General features: G+C 73.2%; 22 protein-coding genes. 13 read left to right on the top strand and 9 right to left on the bottom strand.

Annotation, left to right across the window (positions count from 1 at the left end; genetic code table 11):
* Nucleotides 1–660 (bottom strand): GntR family transcriptional regulator, encoded by a 660-nt coding sequence (locus ACQ3I4_RS12940; RefSeq protein WP_329863409.1) that lies wholly within the window; start codon nt 658–660, stop codon nt 1–3.
* Nucleotides 661–779: 119 nt separating this feature from the next.
* On the opposite strand from ACQ3I4_RS12940, the gene ACQ3I4_RS12935 reads away from it, so the two are divergent.
* Nucleotides 780–1,436: a flavin reductase family protein gene (locus ACQ3I4_RS12935; protein ID WP_329863407.1), complete on the top strand. Its 657-nt coding sequence runs from the start codon at nt 780–782 to the stop codon at nt 1,434–1,436.
* Nucleotides 1,433–2,782, top strand: a complete 1,350-nt coding sequence (locus ACQ3I4_RS12930; protein ID WP_329863406.1) for an MFS transporter — start codon at nt 1,433–1,435, stop codon at nt 2,780–2,782. The genes ACQ3I4_RS12935 and ACQ3I4_RS12930 overlap by 4 nt, the downstream gene beginning before the upstream one ends.
* Before the next feature lie 149 nt (nt 2,783–2,931).
* On the opposite strand, the gene ACQ3I4_RS12925 is transcribed toward ACQ3I4_RS12930, so the two are convergent.
* The gene (locus ACQ3I4_RS12925) at nt 2,932–3,129 is read right to left on the bottom strand and encodes a helix-turn-helix domain-containing protein (RefSeq protein WP_329863404.1); all 198 of its coding nucleotides are present in this window, start codon (nt 3,127–3,129) and stop codon (nt 2,932–2,934) included.
* A gap of 262 nt (nt 3,130–3,391) precedes the next feature.
* Here ACQ3I4_RS12925 and ACQ3I4_RS12920 point away from each other — a divergent pair, with 262 nt between their 5' ends.
* From ACQ3I4_RS12920 to ACQ3I4_RS12900, 5 genes are all read left to right on the top strand, one after another.
* Entirely contained in the window at nt 3,392–4,072 is a 681-nt protein-coding gene (locus ACQ3I4_RS12920; protein ID WP_430633682.1) for an ABC transporter ATP-binding protein, read from the top strand.
* Nucleotides 4,069–5,361 (top strand): ABC transporter permease, encoded by a 1,293-nt coding sequence (locus ACQ3I4_RS12915; RefSeq protein WP_430633681.1) that lies wholly within the window; start codon nt 4,069–4,071, stop codon nt 5,359–5,361. Before ACQ3I4_RS12920 ends, ACQ3I4_RS12915 begins: the two co-directional genes overlap by 4 nt.
* A gap of 8 nt (nt 5,362–5,369) precedes the next feature.
* Nucleotides 5,370–6,038, top strand: coding sequence for a TetR/AcrR family transcriptional regulator (locus ACQ3I4_RS12910; RefSeq protein ID WP_430633680.1), 669 nt, complete (start codon nt 5,370–5,372; stop codon nt 6,036–6,038).
* Between the two features lie 64 nt (nt 6,039–6,102).
* Entirely contained in the window at nt 6,103–7,554 is a 1,452-nt protein-coding gene (locus ACQ3I4_RS12905; protein ID WP_430633679.1) for an MFS transporter, read from the top strand.
* A 4-nt stretch (nt 7,555–7,558) separates the two neighbouring features.
* Nucleotides 7,559–7,906: an ArsR/SmtB family transcription factor gene (locus ACQ3I4_RS12900; RefSeq protein ID WP_430633678.1), complete on the top strand. Its 348-nt coding sequence runs from the start codon at nt 7,559–7,561 to the stop codon at nt 7,904–7,906.
* Between the two features lies 1 nt (nt 7,907).
* Here ACQ3I4_RS12900 and ACQ3I4_RS12895 read toward each other — a convergent pair whose 3' ends face one another.
* On the bottom strand, nt 7,908–8,282 hold the full coding sequence (locus ACQ3I4_RS12895; protein WP_430633709.1) for an ArsR/SmtB family transcription factor: 375 nt from the start codon (nt 8,280–8,282) through the stop codon (nt 7,908–7,910).
* A 161-nt stretch (nt 8,283–8,443) separates the two neighbouring features.
* On the opposite strand from ACQ3I4_RS12895, the gene arsB reads away from it, so the two are divergent.
* Both arsB and ACQ3I4_RS12885 read left to right on the top strand, forming a co-directional pair.
* Nucleotides 8,444–9,634, top strand: a complete 1,191-nt coding sequence (gene arsB, locus ACQ3I4_RS12890) for an ACR3 family arsenite efflux transporter (protein WP_430633677.1) — start codon at nt 8,444–8,446, stop codon at nt 9,632–9,634.
* Between the two features lie 3 nt (nt 9,635–9,637).
* Entirely contained in the window at nt 9,638–10,096 is a 459-nt protein-coding gene (locus ACQ3I4_RS12885; RefSeq protein ID WP_430633676.1) for an arsenate reductase ArsC, read from the top strand.
* Nucleotides 10,097–10,120: 24 nt separating this feature from the next.
* Here the strand turns inward: ACQ3I4_RS12885 and ACQ3I4_RS12880 are convergent, their stop codons facing one another.
* Complete coding sequence (locus tag ACQ3I4_RS12880) at nt 10,121–11,419, bottom strand: MFS transporter (protein WP_430633675.1); 1,299 nt, start codon at nt 11,417–11,419, stop codon at nt 10,121–10,123.
* 72 nt (nt 11,420–11,491) lie between these two features.
* Here ACQ3I4_RS12880 and ACQ3I4_RS12875 point away from each other — a divergent pair, with 72 nt between their 5' ends.
* Nucleotides 11,492–12,403 (top strand): alpha/beta fold hydrolase, encoded by a 912-nt coding sequence (locus tag ACQ3I4_RS12875; protein ID WP_430633674.1) that lies wholly within the window; start codon nt 11,492–11,494, stop codon nt 12,401–12,403.
* Nucleotides 12,404–12,425: 22 nt separating this feature from the next.
* Here the strand turns inward: ACQ3I4_RS12875 and ACQ3I4_RS12870 are convergent, their stop codons facing one another.
* Complete coding sequence (locus ACQ3I4_RS12870; protein ID WP_329863387.1) at nt 12,426–13,493, bottom strand: DUF368 domain-containing protein; 1,068 nt, start codon at nt 13,491–13,493, stop codon at nt 12,426–12,428.
* Nucleotides 13,494–13,644: 151 nt separating this feature from the next.
* On the opposite strand from ACQ3I4_RS12870, the gene ACQ3I4_RS12865 reads away from it, so the two are divergent.
* Complete coding sequence (locus tag ACQ3I4_RS12865) at nt 13,645–14,781, top strand: CynX/NimT family MFS transporter (RefSeq protein WP_430633673.1); 1,137 nt, start codon at nt 13,645–13,647, stop codon at nt 14,779–14,781.
* On the opposite strand, the gene ACQ3I4_RS12860 is transcribed toward ACQ3I4_RS12865, so the two are convergent.
* Entirely contained in the window at nt 14,726–15,265 is a 540-nt protein-coding gene (locus ACQ3I4_RS12860; RefSeq protein ID WP_430633672.1) for a DUF305 domain-containing protein, read from the bottom strand. The two genes, ACQ3I4_RS12865 and ACQ3I4_RS12860, sit on opposite strands and share 56 nt — an antisense overlap.
* A gap of 170 nt (nt 15,266–15,435) precedes the next feature.
* Nucleotides 15,436–16,386: a LacI family DNA-binding transcriptional regulator gene (locus tag ACQ3I4_RS12855; RefSeq protein WP_430633671.1), complete on the bottom strand. Its 951-nt coding sequence runs from the start codon at nt 16,384–16,386 to the stop codon at nt 15,436–15,438.
* A gap of 320 nt (nt 16,387–16,706) precedes the next feature.
* Between ACQ3I4_RS12855 and ACQ3I4_RS12850 the strand changes: the two genes are divergently transcribed.
* Nucleotides 16,707–17,183 carry a zinc-binding dehydrogenase gene (locus ACQ3I4_RS12850; RefSeq protein ID WP_430633670.1) on the top strand — a complete coding sequence of 159 codons (477 nt, stop codon included), beginning with the start codon at nt 16,707–16,709 and terminating at the stop codon, nt 17,181–17,183.
* Here the strand turns inward: ACQ3I4_RS12850 and ACQ3I4_RS12845 are convergent.
* Complete coding sequence (locus ACQ3I4_RS12845) at nt 17,170–18,336, bottom strand: hypothetical protein (RefSeq protein WP_329863378.1); 1,167 nt, start codon at nt 18,334–18,336, stop codon at nt 17,170–17,172. The genes ACQ3I4_RS12850 and ACQ3I4_RS12845 overlap by 14 nt on opposite strands.
* 80 nt (nt 18,337–18,416) lie before the next feature.
* Between ACQ3I4_RS12845 and ACQ3I4_RS12840 the strand changes: the two genes are divergently transcribed.
* Nucleotides 18,417–19,310 carry a helix-turn-helix domain-containing protein gene (locus tag ACQ3I4_RS12840; protein WP_329863376.1) on the top strand — a complete coding sequence of 298 codons (894 nt, stop codon included), beginning with the start codon at nt 18,417–18,419 and terminating at the stop codon, nt 19,308–19,310.
* Here the strand turns inward: ACQ3I4_RS12840 and ACQ3I4_RS12835 are convergent.
* Nucleotides 19,249–19,791, bottom strand: a complete 543-nt coding sequence (locus tag ACQ3I4_RS12835; RefSeq protein WP_329863374.1) for a VOC family protein — start codon at nt 19,789–19,791, stop codon at nt 19,249–19,251. The two genes, ACQ3I4_RS12840 and ACQ3I4_RS12835, sit on opposite strands and share 62 nt — an antisense overlap.
* Nucleotides 19,792–19,806: the final 15 nt, after the last annotated feature.

Below are 19,806 nucleotides of genomic sequence, written 5' to 3'. Positions count from 1 at the left end.
CTACTTGACCGGCGGGGTGCGGCCGACCTCCGAATGCCGGATGGCCACGGCGAGCGCGAAGTCCATGAGGTAGTCGTTGAGCGCCAGGGCGGCCTGCTGGGCGTGCCCGGACTCCCGGTCCAGGAGGGCGTCGAGCAGGTCCAGGTGCAGCGCCTTGCCCCGGGCGACCTCTGCCTCGGCGTCGACGATGTTGGCGAGCCAGAAGCGGCGGGAGAGTCCCTGCAGCGGGGTCATCGCGTCGGCCAGGTACTCGTTGTGCGCGGCGGCGGAGAGCAGCTCGTGGGTCTGCCGTACGGCGGCCAGGTAGGGTTCCAGCTCGTCCAGGCCGCGCAGTTCCCCGGTGAGCGCGCGGATGACGGCGAGCTCTCCGTCGGTCGCGCGGGCGCAGGCCAGCGCCACGGCGAGGGCCTCCATGGAGCGGCGCACCTCGAGGCGCCGCAACTGGTCGTCCACCGAGATGGAGGGGATCTCGATTCCGTGGCCGGGCCGGATGCGCACCAGGTGGTCGCGGTCTAGCCGCTGCACGGCCTCCCGCAACGGAGTCCGCCCGACGCCGAGCTCCTCCACGAGCCCGGCCTCCGTCCAGAAGTCGCCCGGCTTGAGCTTCCCGGTCTCGATCATCTCGGCCAGCAGCTCGTAGGCCTCGTCCGCCTTGGTCATCGGTCACCCCCTTCCAGAAGAGATTACACATCTCTCCGCCACATACCCTTGATATACGCCGCATATATGGCGTACGGTGGCCATGTCATAGTGACACCGATCACCCTTGGAGCTCCCTCATGAAATACAACCCCGGCTCGGAACCCAGCCCCCTGCCGTTCTCCCCGTTCAAGAGCTGCACCGTCCCCCGCCCCATCGGCTGGCTCTCGAGCGTCAGCGCCGACGGCGTCGAGAACATCGCCCCCTACAGCCAGTGGCAGAACCTCACCTTCGATCCCCCGATGGTCATGTTCTCCGCCAACCAGTACCCGGACGGCCGCCGCAAGGACACCGTCCTCAACGCCGAGACCACCGGATGGTTCGTCTGGAACATGGCCACCTACCCCCTGCGCGAGGCCGTGAACACCTCGGCGATGGCACTCGAGCCGCACGAGAGCGAGTTCGACCATCTGGGCCTCGAGCGCGTCTACGCGGACAACCACCCCGTCCCGATGGTCAAGGCCAGCCCCGTGAAGTTCGAGTGCAAGTACCACTCGACGCACCGCGTCAAGGGCGCCTCCAACGTCGGCACCATTGACATCGTCTTCGCGAGCGTCGAGACCATCCACATCGACGACGAGGTCATCACGGTCGACGGCCGCCTGGACATCCGGAAGATCGAGCCCATCGCGCGGCTCGGCTACTTCGACTACACGGTCGTGCGCGAGACGTTCGAGATGCGCGTCCCCGGCGCGGACCTCGACGCCCAGCTCGGCCTGGAAGGACGGGCGGCATGAGCGCCGGAACCGCACCCACCGGCACGGCCGGGCGCGCGCACGACGCCGGGCGGGCGCGCCGCGTCCGCGACCTGATCGCCGTCAACTTCGGCAACACCCTCGAGTGGTACGACTGGACGATCTACTCGATCTTCGCCCCGTACTTCGCGGTGCAGTTCTTCAACCCCGAGAACGCCGCGTCGGCGCTGCTCGCGACGCTCGCCGTGTTCGCCGTCGGATTCGTCACCCGCCCGCTCGGCGGATTCCTGTTCGGCGCGTATGCCGACCGCGCCGGGCGCCGCAAGAGCCTGACGGTGGCGATGATGCTCACCGCCGCCGGCAGCCTCGTGATCGCGTTCGCCCCGACCTTCCAGTCCGTGGGGCTGCTGGCCTCCGTGGTCCTGCTCAGCGCCCGGCTCCTGCAGGGCCTCGCCCACGGCGGGGAGATGGGCACCTCCGTGACCTACCTGGTCGAACGCGCCCCGGCCGGCCGCCGCGCGCTCTGGGGCAGCACGTCCTGGGTGAGCGTCGTGCTCGGCACCATCCTGGCGACGCTCACGGGCCTGCTGCTGACGTCCAACCTCGCCGAGTCGGACATGCGGGAATGGGGCTGGCGCCTCGCGTTCGGCGTCGGCGGCGTCCTGGGCCTCTACGCGCTCTACCTGCGACGCCGGCTGACGGAGACGGACGCCTTCGAGGAGACGCGGGAAGACACGCAGGACGACGCCGGGGCCGCACCCGCCGCCGCCGGCCCGGCTTCCGCGGGCCCGGACCGTCGCGGACTGTGGCACCACTGGCGGGCCATCCTCGTGGTCTTCGGCCTCTCCGCGGGCGGCTCGGTGATGTTCTACACGTGGCTGATCTTCATGCCGACGCACGTCCAGCTGCAGCACGGGCAGTCCGCCTCGAGCGCCCTGACGGCGAGCCTCGTGGCGCAGGTGTTCTTCCTCGGGGCGATCCTCGCGGCGGGCTGGCTCGGCGACCGGATCGGCCGCCGCCCGCTGGTCATCGCGTTCGGCGCCGCCTTCATCATCCTGACGATTCCGGTGAACATGCTCCTGGACGGGACCTTTGCCACGACGTTGACCGCACTGCTGATCGCGCTGACCGCGCTGGCCCTGCTCTTCGGCGTCAACGGCGCGGTCTGGGCGGAGGTCTTCCCGACGCGCGTCCGGGCCGCCGGCGTCGCCGGGCCGCTGTCCCTGGCCACCGCGATCTTCGGCGGCACGGCCCCGTACGTGAATACGGCCCTCGCGCAGGCCGGGCGGCAGGACCTCTTCCTCTACTACCTCATCGGCGTCGCGGCGATCACGCTCGTCACCGGCCTGCTCATGAAGGAGACCAGGAACAACAAGCTGTCCCGGTGACCCGGACGGCCCACGGAACGCCCCCTCCCCCGCAACAGGCCGCCGCCCCGGACCACTTGGTCCGGGGCGGCGGCCTGTTTCCCCGTGTGTCGCGGTTTCCGAACCGCGGAGTTCCGGCGCGGCCCGTCGTCGGCGACGGGCCGGTGCTGCTACGCGGTTCCGCCGCTGGACTTCAAGAACGTCCGGACGGCCTCCTCGGGCACCCGGTAGGTGTGCCCGAAGTGGACCGACGGAAGCTCCCCCGAGTGCACCAGGCGGTACACCGTCATCTTCGAGACCCGCAGGACCTCGGCCACCTCGGCCACGGTCATCAGGTGCGTGTCCGGAAAGTGTTCTACGACGCTCATTCTGCTCCCTCCCCAACGAGGTTTCGGCCGCCCCCAAACGGCGCCGGCACCCCGCCTTTTCGGGGCGCCGATGCATCAACGCTATCCACGGCTGGGGACGATGTGAAGCACGGAGACGATGTTACTGACGAGGTGCAATCAATCCGTGACCGGGCCTGCGGATAACCGAAAGAAATGTGGTCGCGGATCATCGGAATTCCGGCAGAAGTGTATATTTGCAGAACTGCTAATTTGCACTCCCCGCACCACAGAACGGCGGCCCATGGGTACCCCTGTCCTCGAAGCCCACGACATCCACAAGACCTACGGCCACGGCGCGGGGGCCTTCAACGCCCTCAAGGGCGTCTCGCTTGCCGTCCACGAAGGCGAATCCGTGGCCATCGTGGGCAAGAGCGGCTCGGGCAAGTCCACCCTGATGCACATCCTCGCCCTCCTCGACGCCCCCGACGCCGGCAGCCTCGCCGTCAAGGGCTCCGACCCCGCCCGACTCAAGGGCCGCGACATCAACCGGCTGCGGAACGAGGACTTCGGGTTCGTCTTCCAGCAGTTCTTCCTGGTCCCCAACGCCACCGTCCTGGACAACGTCGTGATGCCCCTGAAGATCGCCGGCGTCGGCTCCGCGGAGCGCACGCGCCGCGGCATGGAGGCGCTGCGCGCCCTGGAGCTCGAGGACAAGGCCAGGAACAAGGCCACCGACCTCTCGGGCGGCCAGAAGCAGCGCGTCGTCATCGCCCGTGCCCTCGTGAACAACCCCAGGGTCCTCTTCGCCGACGAACCCACGGGCAACCTCGACTCCGCCACGGGCGAGGTCGTCGAGGACATCCTCTTCCAGCTCAACCGAGAACAGGGCATCACCTTGATCATCGTCACCCACGACCACGAGCTGGCCTCCCGCTGCGACCGCCAGCTCCACCTCCGCGACGGCCTCGAGGTCGCGGCATGAGGGCCCCGGACCTGCTCGCGAGCGCCGTCCAGAACACCTTCCGCAGCAAGCTCCGCACCGGCCTGACGGTCGTGGCGATCTTCATCGGCGCGTTCACCCTGACCATCACGAGCGCCATCGGCGCCGGCATCTCGAGCTACATCGACAGCCAGCTCGGGGCCATCGGCGCCGAGGGGGTCCTCAACGTCACCGCCGCCCCGGAGGCGCAGGGCGCCACCGACTCGGGACCGGCCCCCTACGACCCGGAGAAGGCCACGGCGGGCGGCCTGCCCGGCGGCGCCCCCGGCTTCGGCGAGCTGCTCGGCGACGCGGACATCGACGCCATCTCCGCCGTCGCGGGCATCGACCGGGTCGAGCCGAGCCGGATGGTCGCGGCCGACTTCATCGGAACGCCGGACGGCGACCGGTTCGAGGTCTCGCTCAACCCCTTCTCCGCGGCGACGAACCCCGACCTGGCCGCCGGCTCGGCCCTGTCCACCGACGCCCGCCACGAGATCCTCCTCCCGAGCGACTACGTCGAGCCCCTCGGCTTCGCCGACGCCGCCGACGCGGTCGGCGCCGAGGTCGTCCTCGGCGCGAGCAACGCGCTCGGCGAGCAGGAGACGCTCACCGCGACCGTCGCCGGCGTGCAGAACACCACCCTCCTGGACCTCGGCGCCGGCGTGAACACCCACCTCATCGACGCGCTCAACGAGATCCAGTCCTCCGGGCGCACCACGGCCGCCCCGAGCGGATACGTCGGGGCGATCGCCCACTTCGACCCGGCCCTCGGCGAGGACGAGCTCGACCGGATCAAAGACGAGCTCGCAGCCGACGGCTTCCAGGCGATGACCACGGAGGACCAGATCGGCGCCTTCCAGACGGTCATCAGCGGCATCATCGGCGTCCTGAACGCCTTCGCGGTCATCGCCCTGATCGCCGCGGGCTTCGGGATCGTCAACACGCTGCTCATGAGCGTCCAGGAGCGGACCCGCGAGATCGGCCTCATGAAGGCCATGGGCATGGGCAGCGGCAAGGTGTTCGGCCTCTTCAGCCTCGAGGCCGCCTTCATCGGCTTCCTCGGCAGCGCCCTCGGGGCCGGCGTCGCGATCGGCGCGGGCACCCTGATCAGCAACGCGCTCGCCGACACCGTCCTCTCGGGGCTTCCGGGCCTGCGGATCATGCTGTTCGAGCCCTCCTCGATCGCCGTCGTCGTCCTGGTCGTCATGCTGATCGCGTTCATCGCCGGAACCCTTCCAGCCCGCCGCGCCGCGGTCCAGAACCCGATCGACGCGCTGCGGTACGAGTAGGCGCTCCCGTGACGGACACCCATGAAGAGGGGCTGCGGGCTCGCAAGCGGCGGGCGACGCGCGAGGCGATCGAGCGCGCCGCCGTCGAACTCTCGCTCGAGCACGGCTACGAGCACGTGACGGTGGAGATGATCTGCGAGGTCGCCGACATCTCGCAGCGCACCTTCTTCAACTATGCCGGCTCCAAGGAGGGGGCGGTCCTCGGCATCGAGCCGCCCCTTCCGGACCAGGAGCTGCGCGCGGCCTACGTCGCCGGCCGCGGCAGCGACCCCCTCGAGGACCTCCTCGCGACGCTGGCCGAGGCCTTCGCGCGCATGGGCGGCGCGGCCCCGGAGCTCTTCCGGAAGCGGCGGAGGGTCATCGAGTCCCATCCCGCGCTCGCGCTCAAGGAGTTCGCGCGGATGGAGGAGGCCCAGAGCACGGTCGTCGAGCTGGTCCGGGAACGCCTCGAAGAGGACGACGCCGGGGCCGCACCCGGCGGGGCCCCCTCCCCGGGGCGCGGGGCCGGGGATCGCCGGGCCGGGGAGCGCTCGCTGGACGCGCGCATGACGGTCTCGCTGGCCTTCGGCGTCATGCACTTCGCGGCGGCGAGCTGGCTCGACGAGGGCCTTCCGCCCGACCCGGGCCCGTTCCTGGCAGCGGCCCTCGAGCGGGCCCGCCGACTGACGGGACGCTGACCGCCCGCCGCACCTCCGCATTTCATTAGTTGCGCAATGATGCAAACAAGGGCAGAATGACCGCATGCTCCGCGCCCTCGCCCACCCCGCGTACCGCCGGCTCTTCGGGGCCCAGGTCCTGGCCCTGGCCGGGACCGGACTGGCCACCGTGGCCCTCGCCCTGCTCGCGTACGATCTCGCCGGTCCCCGGGCCGGAGGCGTCCTCGGCACGGCGCTGGCGATCAAGATGGCCGCCTACGTGCTCGTGGCCCCGCTCGCCGCGGCGGCCTTCGCCCGCTTCCCGCCGCGCCGGGTCATGGTCGGGGCCGACCTCCTCCGCCTGGCCGTCGCCGCGTCGCTGCCCTTCGTCGACGGGATCTGGCAGGTCTACGTCCTCGTCTTCGTCCTCCAGGCGGCCTCGGCGACGTTCACGCCGACGTTCCAGGCCGTCATCCCCGAGGTCCTCACGGACGAGGAGGACTACACCGCGGCGCTCTCGCTCTCCCGCCTCGCCTACGACCTCGAGGCCGTGTTGTCCCCTATGCTCGCCGCGGCCCTGTTGCTCGTGATCCCCGCCCCCACGCTCTTCTTCGGCACGGCGGCCGGCTTCGGCGCGTCCGCGCTGCTCGTGATCTCGGCCTCCCTGCCGCGCCCGCGCGCGGCAAACGAGGGAGCCGGCGCCACCGCGGACAACCCAGCCGATGCCCAGGCCACGCCGGAAGCCACCGCCGGCCCGGACTCCTCCCGTCGTACCGGGCCCGCGATGCCGTTCGGCGCGAGGGCGCGCGAGGGCACCGCGCTCTTCCTCGGCACGCCCGCCCTGCGCCCCATCCTGGTCCTGAACCTCGCCGTCGCGGCGGCCGGGGCGCTCGTCATCGTGCAGACCGTGGTCATCGCCCGGTCCGTCCTCGGCCTCGACGCGGCGGCCGTCGCCTGGCTGCTCGCGGCCAACGGGGCCGGGTCCATGGCGGCGGCGCTCGCCCTGCCGGCGGCGCTCAAGCGCATCGGGGAGCGGCAGGCGATGCTCGGCGGCGCGGCCCTGCTGGCCGGAACGACCGCGGCCGCGGCCCTCCTGCTCGGCTCCGCCACCGCCTCCGCATCCACATCAGCGTCCGCCATCATGTCCACCACCGCACCGGCCGCGCCGCAGGCCGGAGCGCACACGTGGACCCTGGCCGGGATCGCCGCGCTGTGGTTCGCGATCGGAATCGGCTGGTCCGCGGTGGAGACGCCCGTCGGCCGCCTGATCCGGCGCCACGTCGAACCGGCCCGGCGGCCCGCGGCGTTCGCGGCTCAGTTCTCGCTCTCCCACGCGTGCTGGCTCCTGACCTATCCGCTGGCCGGTTGGCTCGGCTCCTGGGGGCTCGGCCCCACGGCGTGGCTCCTCGCTGGCCTCGCCGGCGCGTCCGCCGCCTGCGCAGCCTGGCTCTGGCCCCGGCGTCGTCCCCCGGCGCCCCTGGGGCAGGAGGAGCGCGACGCCGGCACCGCACCCCAGCCGCGCCCGGAACCCCGGGCGGGCGCGGGCACGGCAGAATAGGCCCATGAGCTACGTCAAGGCGACCGGCCCGGCCCTGCCGGGCGATGCCGAACTCGGGCAGTCCGTCGAGGTCCTGCGGCTCCTCGCCGACCGGACGCGTCTGGCCCTGCTCGCCCTGCTCGACGGGCGGGAACTGTCCGTCGGCGCGCTGTGCGGGGAGCTCGACCGCCCGGCCCCGGCCGTCTCCCAGCACCTGGCCAAACTGCGGGCCGCCGGGCTCGTCGCCAGCCGGCGGGAGGGCACGAGCGTCTTCTACACGCAGCCGGACGAGCACGTCGCGCTGCTCGTGGCCAACGTGGTCCAGTACGCCGAGCACGTCCTGGACGCGGACCCGGCCCACCACCGGGGTTGAGCTAGCCGCGGAGGCCGAGCTCGGGGCCGGCGAGCGCGTCGAGCGAGCCGGGGACCAGCGAGTAGTAGGCCCACACGCCGCGCTTCTCGCGGGACAGGAAGCCTGCCTGGACCAGGACCCGCAAGTGGTGGGAGACGGTGGGCTGCCCCAGGTCGAGGGGCTCGGTGATGTCGCAGACGCAGGCCTCCTGCCCGTCGGCCGCCGCGACGATCGAGAGGATCAGCAGGCGGTTCGGATCCCCCAGCGCCTTGAAGCGGGCCGCAAGGCGGTCGGCCTCCGCCCGGGCCAGTCGGACGGGCGCTCCGGAGGGCGCGCAGCACTCGGTCCCGGTGCACGCGCCGGAGTCGGAAGCGGAGCCGGAAGCGGACGCTGCCACGGATGCCGACCCGGGCACGGTCCCAGGTACCGGCGCAGCATCCCCGGCGCCCCGCTCGTGCTGGACGGTCACCGAAGGCGTGGGCATTGCGTCTCCTCGCATGGCTTCACATTGACACTCATCAATATAGTCCACGATACTCAATCCATCGATGATCATCGATGGAATCGATCTTGTCCCGTCGCCTGCCCCACCCATCGGAGCACCCCGTGCCAGCTGCCCCACGCCCTTCCACCTCTCGGTCCTCCGCCCCGCGGCGCCTGGGACTCGCCACCCTCGACCGGTGGCTCCCTGCCTGGATCCTGGCCGCGATGGCCGTGGGGCTGGGCATCGGCCGGCTCGTGCCAGGCCTGGGGGTGGCGCTCGAGTCCGTCCAGCTCGCCGGCGTCTCGCTGCCGATCGCCCTCGGCCTGCTCGTGATGATGTATCCCGTCCTGGCCAAGGTCCGGTTCCACGAGACCCGCCGGGTCGTCGGCGACCGCAAGCTGATGGCCACCTCGCTCGTCATCAACTGGCTCCTGGCCCCGGCGTTGATGTTCGGCCTGGCCTGGCTGTTCCTGCCGGACCTGCCCGAGTACCGCACGGGGCTCATCATCGTGGGCCTGGCCCGGTGCATTGCCATGGTGCTCATCTGGAACGACCTGGCCTGCGGCGACCGCGAGGCCGCCGCGGTGCTCGTGGCCGTCAACTCCGTGTTCCAGGTGGCAGCCTTCGGCGCGCTGGGCTGGTTCTACCTGCAGGCGCTTCCCGACTGGCTCGGGCTGCCGACCACGTCCGCCGAGTTCTCCGTCGGGGCGATCACGCTCTCCGTCCTCGTCTTCCTCGGCGTGCCCCTCGCGGCGGGCTACCTCAGCAGGACCGTCGGCGAGCGGACCAGGGGGCGGGACTGGTACGAGTCCAGCTTCCTGCCGCGCATCGGCCCGTGGGCGCTGTACGGCCTGCTCTTCACGATCGTCGTCCTCTTCGCCCTGCAGGGGGACGCCGTCATCGCCCGGCCGTTGGACGTCGCCCGGATCGCCGTGCCGCTGCTGGTCTACTTCGTGGTGGTCTTCGGCGCGTCGATGGTCATCGGGCGCGGCCTGGGCATGGGCTACGCCCGGACCACGACGCTGTCCTTCACTGCGGCCGGCAACAACTTCGAGCTCGCCATCGCCGTCTCGATCGCCACCTTCGGAGCCGCGAGCGGGCAGGCCCTGGCCGGCGTCGTCGGGCCCCTCATCGAGGTGCCCGTCCTCGTCGCGCTTGTCTACGCGGCCTTGTGGTCGCGCCGCTTCTTTCCCACGGCAGGACACGACGGCGGATCCCCCGCCCCGCGTCCTGCTCCCGCCACCACCACGACCCGAAAGGCCTGACCCATGGGCAGCCCCGTCCCCGTTCCTCCCGCTTCCGGAAACCACGCCGCCGGTCCGGCCAGGCCCTCGGTGCTCTTCGTCTGCGTCCACAATGCCGGCCGCTCCCAGATGGCGGCGGGCTTCCTGACCGCGCTCGGGCAAGGCCGGATCGAGGTCCGCTCCGCCGGTTCCCAACCGGCCGAGACCGTGAACCCGGCGGCCGTCGCCGCGATGGCCGAGCTCGGGATCGACCTCTCCGCCGAGACGCCCAAGGTCCTCACGACTGACGCCGTGCAGGCCTCCGACGTCGTCATCACCATGGGGTGCGGCGACGAGTGCCCCTACTTCCCCGGCAAGCGCTACGAGGACTGGAAGCTCGATGACCCCGCCGGCCGGGGAATCGACGCGGTCCGTCCCATCCGCGACGAGATCCGGGAACGCGTCGAGGCCCTGATCGCGTCGCTTCTCCCGCCCGTCGCCTGAGCGGTCCGGGCAGGGCGGCCGTCCTCAGCCGCGCCCGTCTCGACGCCCCGTGGCGCTCTGCTGCACGCCCGAGACCAGGAGCACGGCGCAGCTGAACCAGATCGCCCCGGCCGGACCGAGGGGCGCCGCGGCCGCGCCGGCGAGCAGCGGCATCGCGACCTGTCCGACCCGGTTGCCCATGAGCCGCACCGCGAGCGCCGTGCCGCGCCAACCGTGCGGCACCGCCTCCGAGATGAGCGACATCGTGAGGGGCTGCCCCAGCCCCAGGAACACGCCGCCGGCGAAGAGCAGCAGCAGGCTCAGCCACGGCACGTCGAGCAGCAGCGGCGGCACCGCGAGGCCGGTCCCGGCCCCCAGCAGGCTCGCGCGCAGCAGCGTCCGGCGGGCGAAGCGGCGGCTCAGGTACGGCAGGAAGCCGCGGGACAGGATCGTGCCGATGCCACGGGCGGCCAGCAGCACGCCGACCCACGCCGGGGAGATCCCGTGCTCCTCCCCCACGAGCGGCAGGAACGCGGTGAGGATGTCGAGCATCGCCAGTAGGGCGAGCGAGGCGAACATCTGCCCCGGAACGCCGGGAACGTGCAGGATCCCGGACATGGTCGGCCGGGGCACCGCGGCCCCGCCGTCCGCCGCCGCGCCCTCGCGCGCAGCACCTCCGCCCCCGGCGGCGGGCGCGGAGGAGGCGGGCCCCGGCGTCGTACTGCCCGGCCGGCGGCGCGGCGAGAGGCCGGCCCAGCTCGAGCGTCCGATCAGCACGATCGCCGGCAGCACGAGCAGGGACAGGACCGCGCCGAGCCAAAAGGACGAGGTGATGCCCGCGGAGCGCCCGGCCGCGCCCTGCGTTCCGAGGAGGGCGCCGGCGATGAGCGGGCCCACGATCTGCCCGCCCGCGTAGGCCGCGGTGAACCAGCCGAAGCCGGCGTCGAGGGACCCGTTCGGGGAGAAGCGGCCGATCGCCGCCTGCCCGGCGATGGTGAAGACGAGGTGGCCCATGCCGAGGACCGCGCTCGCGACGGCGACCGCGGCGATCCCGGGCGAGAGCGCCAGGCCCGCCGCGCCGAGGCCCAGCATCACCGCGCCGCCGCCCACGAGCAGGCGCAGGCCGGGGACCCGGTCCGTCAACCGGCCGAGCCACAGCGCCGCGACGACCGGCAGCACCGCGTACGCAGCCGTGACCAGGCCGATCACCGCGGCGTCCGCGCCGAGCTCCAGGAGCCGGTAGGTCGTCACGGGCCGGACCAGGTTCAGCGCCGTCTGCGAGAAGAAGGCCGCGACCACGAGGGACCACAGCCACAGCGTCGAACGCCGGCCGGCTGCGGGCATGGGTCCTCCCGGAGGGTGTCGTCAAGGGTCCCTTCAGGCTACTCCGCGGCCCCGTGGTGGCAGAATCGGAGCATGGCGCCGCGTCGAGGTCCTTCCAGCCCGTCCCCGGACGCCGCGCGGCTGCTGCCGCCCGGCGCGGTCGAGGAGTTCGCCGAGGCCGCGGGCGGACGGTTCCGCGTCCTGCGCAGCACCGCGTCCGGGACGGGCACGCCGCTCCTGCTCATCCACGGTGGCGGGCCGGACAACGCCGCGATCTCCTGGTACCGGGCCTTCGCTCCCCTGTCCGTGGACCGGCCCGTGTTCGCCGCCGACCTGGCCGGATGCGGCTACACCGAGGACGTCGCCGTGACGGGGACCGCCGCGGGGATGGCGGACCAGCTGGCGGAGCTGGCCGACGCGTTGGGGCTGGGCCGCATGGCCGTCGCCGGGGTCTCGATGGGCGGTGAGGTCGCGCTGCAGTTCGCGCTGCGGCATCCCGGGCGCTGCGCGGCGCTCGTCGCCGTCGCCCCCGGAGGGCTCGTCGAACGCCTCCAGGGCCGCTACGCGCAGCGCGCCGCCTGGCTCGCGACGCTCCTGCCGGATCCGGTGCTGAGGCCGCTCGCGGCCCTGGCCAACCGCTTCGTGGGCGCGGCGGTCAAGCGCATGGTGCACGATCCGTCCACGCTGCCCGCCGAGGTCGTCGCCGAGATGGTGCGCGAGGCCCGGCGGCCCGGATCCGGGATGGCCTACGGCGCCTACAACAAGGCCTCGATCGGCCCGCGCGGGATGCTGAACAACCTGCTGCCCGAGGTCGGCCGCATCACGGTTCCCACGCTGTTCTTCCACGGCGCCGCCGATCCCCTCGTCCCGCCGTCGGGTTCCGCCGGGGCCGCCGCGCGGATCCCCGGCGCCCGGCTCGTCCTGGTCCCCGATTGCGGGCACTGGGCGCAGCTCGAGGCGCACGGGGCCTTCGTCGACGAGGTGCGGGGCTTCCTGGCCGGGTAGCCCGGCCCCGGAGCCCTCCCGCTCAGCCCTCCAGGACCCGCGCCTCGGCCTCGGCCCGGGCCTTCGCGGTGTGGCGCGCCTCGAGCCAGATCGCCAGGAGCACGATCCCGGCGCCGGCGAGCGCGAGGATGCCGGCCGGGAACGCCTCCCCGGCGCCCGCGGCGACGAAGTTGCGGTCCTCGTCCTGCCACGGCCACAGGGCCCGCAGCCCGCCGGCCATGAGCCCGGTGACCACGACCATGGTGGCGTGGTGGTAGTGGTGCAGGAGCCAGCGCAGGAAGAACACGATCGCGACGCCGCCCAGCGCCGCGCCGCCGAAGAACCAGGCGAGGTGGCCGAAGTCGCGGTTGTTGACCGCCGACAGCGTCGGCTCGTACATCCCGAAGGACAGCAGCAGGAAGGACCCGGAGAGCCCCGGCAGGGCGAGCGCGCAGACGGCGACGGCCGCGGTGACGACGATGATGAGCGGCGTGGGCTCGAGGGTCTGCGGCGGCAGGGACACGGCGAAGCCGGCCAGCACGGCGCCCGCGACGGAGATCGCGACGTCCCGCAACCGCCAGGTGCCGGCCAGGCGCACGGGGATCAGCAAGGACGCGGCGACCATGCCGAAGAACGCCGCCCGGACCATCACGGGGTGCTCGTGCAGGAGGGTCTCCATGACGTCGGCCATGGTGACGGCGCCGACCAGCATGGCGGCGAGCAGGGGCGCGACGAGCAGCCATTCGACCTCGCGCAGCCGCGCCCGCCCGCGCGCGGCGTGCTCCTTGTCCTTCCACAGCGAGGTGGTCAGGAGCACGAGGCCGCCGAGGAGGGCGGTCGCGGAGTCGATGAGCCGCTCGTAGACCTTGACCACGAGGGCCACGGTGCCGCCGCTGACGCCGGGCATGGTCTCCACGGCGCCGATGAGGAGGCCGCGCAGGGCGTTGAGGAGGATTTCGACGGCGGGGCGGGCCTTGCGCCGCTCCCTCGCCTCGGCGGCGGCCGCGTCGAGGAGGGCCGCGCGCGCGTCCGGATCAGGCTCGAGGTCCGGGTTGCGGAGGAGTTCGGGATCCGGGCGGCCGGAGGGCCGGTCTGCGGGAGGATGTGCCAAGGGAGCTCTTTCGGTGGCCGGTCGCTGGTGCCCCTCAACCCTACCGGGCAACGGGGCACTCGCAGACCCTGCCGCGGCGCCGACGGAACTGGTCTGCTGGTCATGGCGCCCCGCCGAACCGAGACCCCGGGGCGTGCGAAGGAGCCCCGCCGTGACCGACCGAACCATCCCCGCCACGCCGCACCGAGTGAGCCCGCCACCGCGCCCGTCCGCGCTACGGGGGAGCCGGACCTGGATGGTGGCGGCCGCCGTCGTCTTCGCCGCGCTGAACGCCCGCACGGTGATCGCCGCCGTCTCCCCCGTCGCCGCCGAGGTGGACGCGGAACTGGGGCTCGGGACGCTCGGATTCGGGATCCTCGGCGCCCTGCCGCCGATCGTGCGACGGAATTTCCGGAACCGGATCGGCACGGCGACGTCGCTCTACGTCGTGGCGATGTCTCTCGGAACCGGCGGCCCGGCGCTACTCGGCGTGCCCGTCACCGATGCCGCCGGATGGCGCGCCTCGCTCGCCGTCTGGGCCGTCGCGGCCGCGGCCGCGGCCGTCCTCTGGTTCGGGGCGGTCCTCTTCCCCCGCCGGCGGCGACCACTCACCGGACCCGAGCCGAAGGCGGCGTCCGGGCGGCAGTCGGGCCCCGTCGTCGTCCCCGGCCCGGTATGGCGCTCCCCCACCGCATGGGCCATCGCCGCGCTGTTCGCGCTCGCCGCGACGCACGCCTACGCCGCCATGGCGTGGCTTCCACTCATCATGGCCGAGACGGCGGGGGCCTCGCGGGCCGGCGCCGGAGGGCTCTTGGCGCTGTTCGGCATGATCGGGATCCTGCCGTCGCTGACCGCCCCGGGCCTCGCGGCCCACCGGGTGCGGCTGAGGTCCTACCTGATCGCGGCCCTGGCCCTCATGGCATCCGGATACGCGGGGCTCATCGCCGCGCCGGGCGCTGCGCCGCTCGTCTGGACGGCGTGCATCGGGACGGGCAGCGCGTTCTTCCCTCTGTGCCTCGCGCTCGTGAACTTCCGGACCCGGACCGCGGAGGGCACGGTGGCGCTCAGCGGGTTCGTGCAGGCGTTCGGGTACGGCGCCGGGGCGCTGGGGCCGCTCGTGGTCGGAGTGCTGCGCGAGGCGACGGGCACGTGGACGCTGCCGCTCGCCCTACTGCTGGGCAGCACCGTGGTGGTCGCCGCGAGCGCTTGGGTGCTGGAGCGCGGCGCCTGCCTCGAGGACGAGACGACGCCGGCTACCGGCCGAGCAGCTCCTCCATCAGGGCGATCTCCGACTCCTGGTCCTCGATGACCTTCCCGGCCAGCTCGAGCGCCTCCGGGTCCCGCCCGTCATCGAGCTGGGCGCGGGCCATCTCCACGGCGCCCTCGTGATGGGCGATCATCTGCTCCAGGAAGAGCGGCCCGGCAGCGGCGGCATCGGCGGACCCGAGCTCGGCGAGCTGCCCGGGGGTCATCATGCCGTCCATGTGCCCGCCGTGCCCGGCGTGCCCCTCCTCCGGCTCGCCCCACCGCCCGAGCATGGCCTTGAGCTGGCCGATCTCCGGCCCCTGGGCGGCCTTGATGTCGACGGCCAGCTCGCGGATCCGGGGGTCCAGCCCGTCCTTTCCGAGGACCGTCTCGCTCATCTCGATGGCCTGTTCGTGGTGCGGGATCATCATCTGCGCGAACGCCACGTCGGCGTCGTTGTGCCCGGCGTCGGCGGATGGCCCGGCCGAGCACCCCGCGATCAGCAGGGCGAACAGGACGGCGGGCAGGGCGCGGATCAGGCGCGTCATGGCTTCCTCGGGGTCGGTGGCGCTGGCATGCCGCGGACGGCACCGACGACTATATACCCTCCAGGGGTATCTTGGGGAGGGTGGCGGCCGCGTCCCCATGCCTCGCGGACGCGGGGACGCCGGCGTCGGAGGGCTGCGGGAGCATCGGAGCGGCCCCCGCCGCCGGGCCTTCAGGCGGACTCGCGGCGAACGATCGTCGACCCCGTCCCGTCGGACGGCACACCCTCCGCCTCCAGCCCCAGTGCACGGCGCGCCGCACGGCGGCCGTAGGCCTCCGCGTCGATGCGGAGCGTGGTCAGGGACGGTTGCCAGATCGCCCCGTGCGGACCCTCGTCGAACCCCATGACGGCGAGCTCGGACGGCACGGACATCCCGAGGTCGCGAAGGGCGGTGAGGGCGAGCAGGGCGGTGTCGTCGTTGAACGCCGCGATCGCCGTCACCGACGGCCGCTCACGCCGCATCCGGGCCAGGGCGGCGACCGCTTCGTCGCGCGACGGGCCCACCACGACCAATCCGGGCTCGGGCAGGCCGAGCGACTGCGCGGCCCGGCGGGCGTGCGAGAGACGCAGCGCGACGACCCGTTCGTCGATGTCGTCCCGGGGGCAGGCCAGGGCGATGTGGCGATGCCCGCGTTCGGCGAGATACCGCAGTTGGGCCAGGGTGTGCGCCGCCATCCCGTCGACCCATCCCCCCTCCCACCCCGACTCCTCGCTTCCGTCGAAGACGGCCGCGAGATCGAGGACGGCGCGGGGGGCGAACGCCTGGATGACCTCCCGCGTCAGGGAGTCCGCATCGCGGCGATGCGTGACCAGAAGGATGTGGTCCAGCCGGCGCAGCTCGTCATCCAGCCCCGCGATGAATCCGCCGAGGCCGCGCCCGGAGGGAACCCCCGCCGTGTTCAGCACCACCATCCGCGACGCGCCTTCGCGCAGCGCCCGGGCGATCCGGTGCGGCGTGTAGCCGAGCCGCCGCGCGGCCGCGCGCACGCGCTCCTGCGTGTCGGCGGGGATCGTCTGGCCGGGCGTCTCGTTGAGCACGAAGCTGACGGTCGACGGCGAGACCCCGCTCTCCCTGGCGACGTCCTTGGCGGTCGCGCGCGCCCTGTCCCGTTCGATGTCCACCGCACCAGACTACGGTTACTAATTCGATTTAGTGACGACAGTCGGCCATGGCGTCGTCCGGCGCCCCACCCCCGCAGGAAGGAAGCCATCATGAGGTCCGTCTACGTCACGGGAGCCGACGAGAATTCGTGGGTCGAGGTCGGCGACCACGTCGTCGTCGACACGATGGCGTTCTCCGACGGGCTGCTCGGGTCCGGCGGGGCGCAAGGGGCGCTGTCCGAGTACGTGATCGTCCGGGACTTCGAGCCCGGCCACCAGCTCAAGGTCATCCCGAAGGAGATCCCCTGGCACGTCGCTGCGGGGCCGGCCACATCGTTGTCGTGGACATCGTCGCCTCGCGCCTCGAGAAGGCCCTCACGATCGGTGCGGACGCCGTCATCAACTCCGCCGAGGAGGACGTGGCCGCCCGGCTCGTCGAACTCCATGGCGACGGCCGGAGCGCCCTGGTCCACGGCACCCGTTCCGGAACGGACGTCTTCCTCGACGCCGCGGGCGTGGCCCGCGTCGTCCAGTCGGCCACGGGCCTCGCCAAGCACGGTGCCACGCTCGGCGTCGTCGCCGTCCACAAGAGGCCCGTCGAGATCGACTTCGGGGGCATCCTGACGACCGAGCTGAACATCGTGTGGTCGGTCGGCTACCCGACGGAGATCTTCGACGTCACGGACGACATCGTCGAGAACTGGGAGCGCTACGCCCACATCGTCAGCCACACGCTGCCGTTCGACCGGGCGCTCGAGGCCCTCGAACTGGCCAAGACGCCGGGCGCGGCCGACAAGGTCGTCGTCACCTTCGACTGACGCCCGGCGGGACCGGCGGCACGACGGCGGCGATCCTCGCCTCGAGCTCGCCCGGGTCCAGGGCGAGGCCGTCGGGGCCGCGGAGCGCGCCGTCGCGGTACTGCCAGAGGACCTCCACGCCGGCATCGGTCACGAGCCGCCAACGCGTCCCCTCGACCATGGCCTCCGCCCCGACCCCGGCCTGCGCGCCGGCCTGCGCGAAGGAGGCCACCGCGGCCGGGAGTCCGGCCGCCGCCACGGCGTCGACGCGGTAGGGCGTGTTCTCGAGCCGCTTGCGGCCGGGCCCGCCGCTCAGCCCCAGCCGCGCGGCGACCGGGCGCGCGTCCTCCGCCTGCGACTGGTCCGCCGGCCAGCGCTCCTCCTGCCAGAACACGCACGCGTGCCCGGGGGGTCCGACGTCGGCGCGCAGCTCGCGCGCCGTCACCGCCTGTCCCGCGGGGCCGGGCACGGTCTCGAGGACGTGGAGCACGCACGACGGCGTCCGCCGCGGCTGCGTCAGCAGCAGCCCCTCCGGTGTCGCCCGGCCGTCGCGCCCGATGAGCCCGGCCTCGAGCAGGGGGCCCACCGAACCGTCCGCGACGGCCCGCGCGGGCGCCCTCGCCGCGAAGTTCCGCCACAGCAGGTCGACTTGGTGCTGGTCCAGCACGGGTCCCGCCGAGGCGCGCAGGTGGGGCCCCGGCGTCGTTCCCGGCCCACCCGGCGCACCTGTCTCCCGGCCGGGGCCCGCGGACGAGGCGAGCGTCCACGCCGGCAGCCGGGCGGGCGTCCCGTCGGCGGCGCGGACGGGCTCCAGCCCCTCGATCTGGCGGATCCACGACGGACGCAGCCCGGCGGGCATCCACCAGTACGCGAACACGACGCCGGCCACGACGCCCACCGCGCCGAGGGCGCCGAGTCCCGTGCTTGCCCACTGCCACGCCGTGCCGTCCGGCGCCGGGACCGATCCGGCCACCGCGGCGCCCCACGCGATCCAGACGGCCGCGGCCACCACGAGGAGACCGCCGCCCATCCAGGCCAGCGCCGGGCCGAGGTAGGCCATGAACACGTTCCATGGGCGCCACAGCCCCCGGTAGCACTGGATCCCGAACCACAGGGCCGGGGCGCCCGCCACGGTCAGGCCCAGGGCGAACAGCAGGGTCGATTCGGTGTCCATGCGGGGCTCCTTCGCTCGTCACCGCCAGCCTAGCGGCGCCGTCCTTCCCCGCGGGGCGGACCGCCTGCGACGATGGCCCCATGACCTCCGCGCGCGGACCCCTGCAGCCCCTCGGCCCCGGGCGCGCCGTCGTGACGCGCGCGGCTCCCCCGGCGCACCTCGCCGGACTCGTGCGGCACTACTGGAGTGCCCGCTGGGACGTCCCCGACGGCGCCGTCCAGGTCCAACGCGTCCTGACCTACCCCAGCTGCAACCTCGTCGTGGAGACGGGCGCGGGCGCCGAGGGCATGCTCTACGGACCCGTCACCGGGCTCTCCACACGGCGCCTGGCCGGGCGCGGCACCGCCTTCGGCGTCCTGCTCCAGCCGGCCGCGGGGGCCCTGCTCTCCGACGTGCCGATGCCCCGGCTCGCCGACTCGGGCCGGCCCGCCGCCGCCATCGGCTTCACGGCCGGACCCGACATCGCCGCGCTGCTGCCGCTGGGGCTGGACGGGGACGACGCCGGCGCGGCCGGTCGCGCGCACGGCGGCACCACCGGCGCCCCGGAAGACGACGACGGGAGGGTGGCCCCGGCGTCGTACGCCCGGCCCTTCGAGGACTGGCTCGCCGCGCGGCTCCCGGACGGGGCGGACCCGGAAGGGGCGCTCGTGAACCGGATCGCGGAGGAGGTGGAAGCGGACCCGGCGCTGCTGCGGGTGCGGGAGCTCGCCGCCCGGTTCGAGATCGGCGAGCGCACGCTGCAGCGCCTGGTCCGCGCCCGGCTCGGCCTCACGCCGAAGTGGCTCATCCAGCGCCGCCGCCTGCAGGAGGCCGCGGCCCGCCTCGCCGACGGCGCCGGACCGGACCTGGCCCGGCTCGCGCACTCGCTCGACTACGCCGACCAGGCCCACTTCTCCCGCGACTTCTCCGCCGTCACGGGGATGTCTCCGGGTCGGTACCTGGGCCAGCTAGGTACTGGGCCAGCCACGCGTTGACGCGCGCCTCCGACGCGGCGCGGGAGAGGTCCTCGACCCGCGTCATGACCGCCCAGCGCCGGTGGAACGGGTCCAGGACGGTCGCGTAGCGGTCGCCCGAGACGAAGTCCGACGGCGGCTCCACCACGGTCGCGCCGCGCGCCACCGCCGCGGCGAAGACCGCGTCGACGTCGGGGACGTAGAGGCAGATCGAGCCGCTGACGTGCTCCGCGTCCTGGGCGCGCAACCCGGGCATCGGGTCGGCGAGCTGCAGGATGCCGTGGCCGAAGTCGAGCTCTGCGTGGGAAATGGTCTCCGATCCGTCCTCGCGCGGGGCCCCGGGCATCCGGGACAGGACCGTGGCGCCGAAGACGTCCCGGTAGAACTCGAGCGCCTGCGCCGCCGGCTCGACGACGATGAACGGGGTCAGCGAGGTGTAGCCGGCCGGGACGCCGTGCGTGGTGTGCTCCCCGTGGGCCGGGGCGCGGGGCGTGGTGCTCATGGCGGGATCCTCCTG

The sequence above is a fragment of the Zafaria sp. Z1313 genome, from assembly GCF_050563205.1.
Classification (GTDB): Bacteria; Actinomycetota; Actinomycetes; order Actinomycetales; family Micrococcaceae; genus JAZDCJ01.
This window is presented reverse-complemented; position numbering and strand designations above follow the sequence as displayed.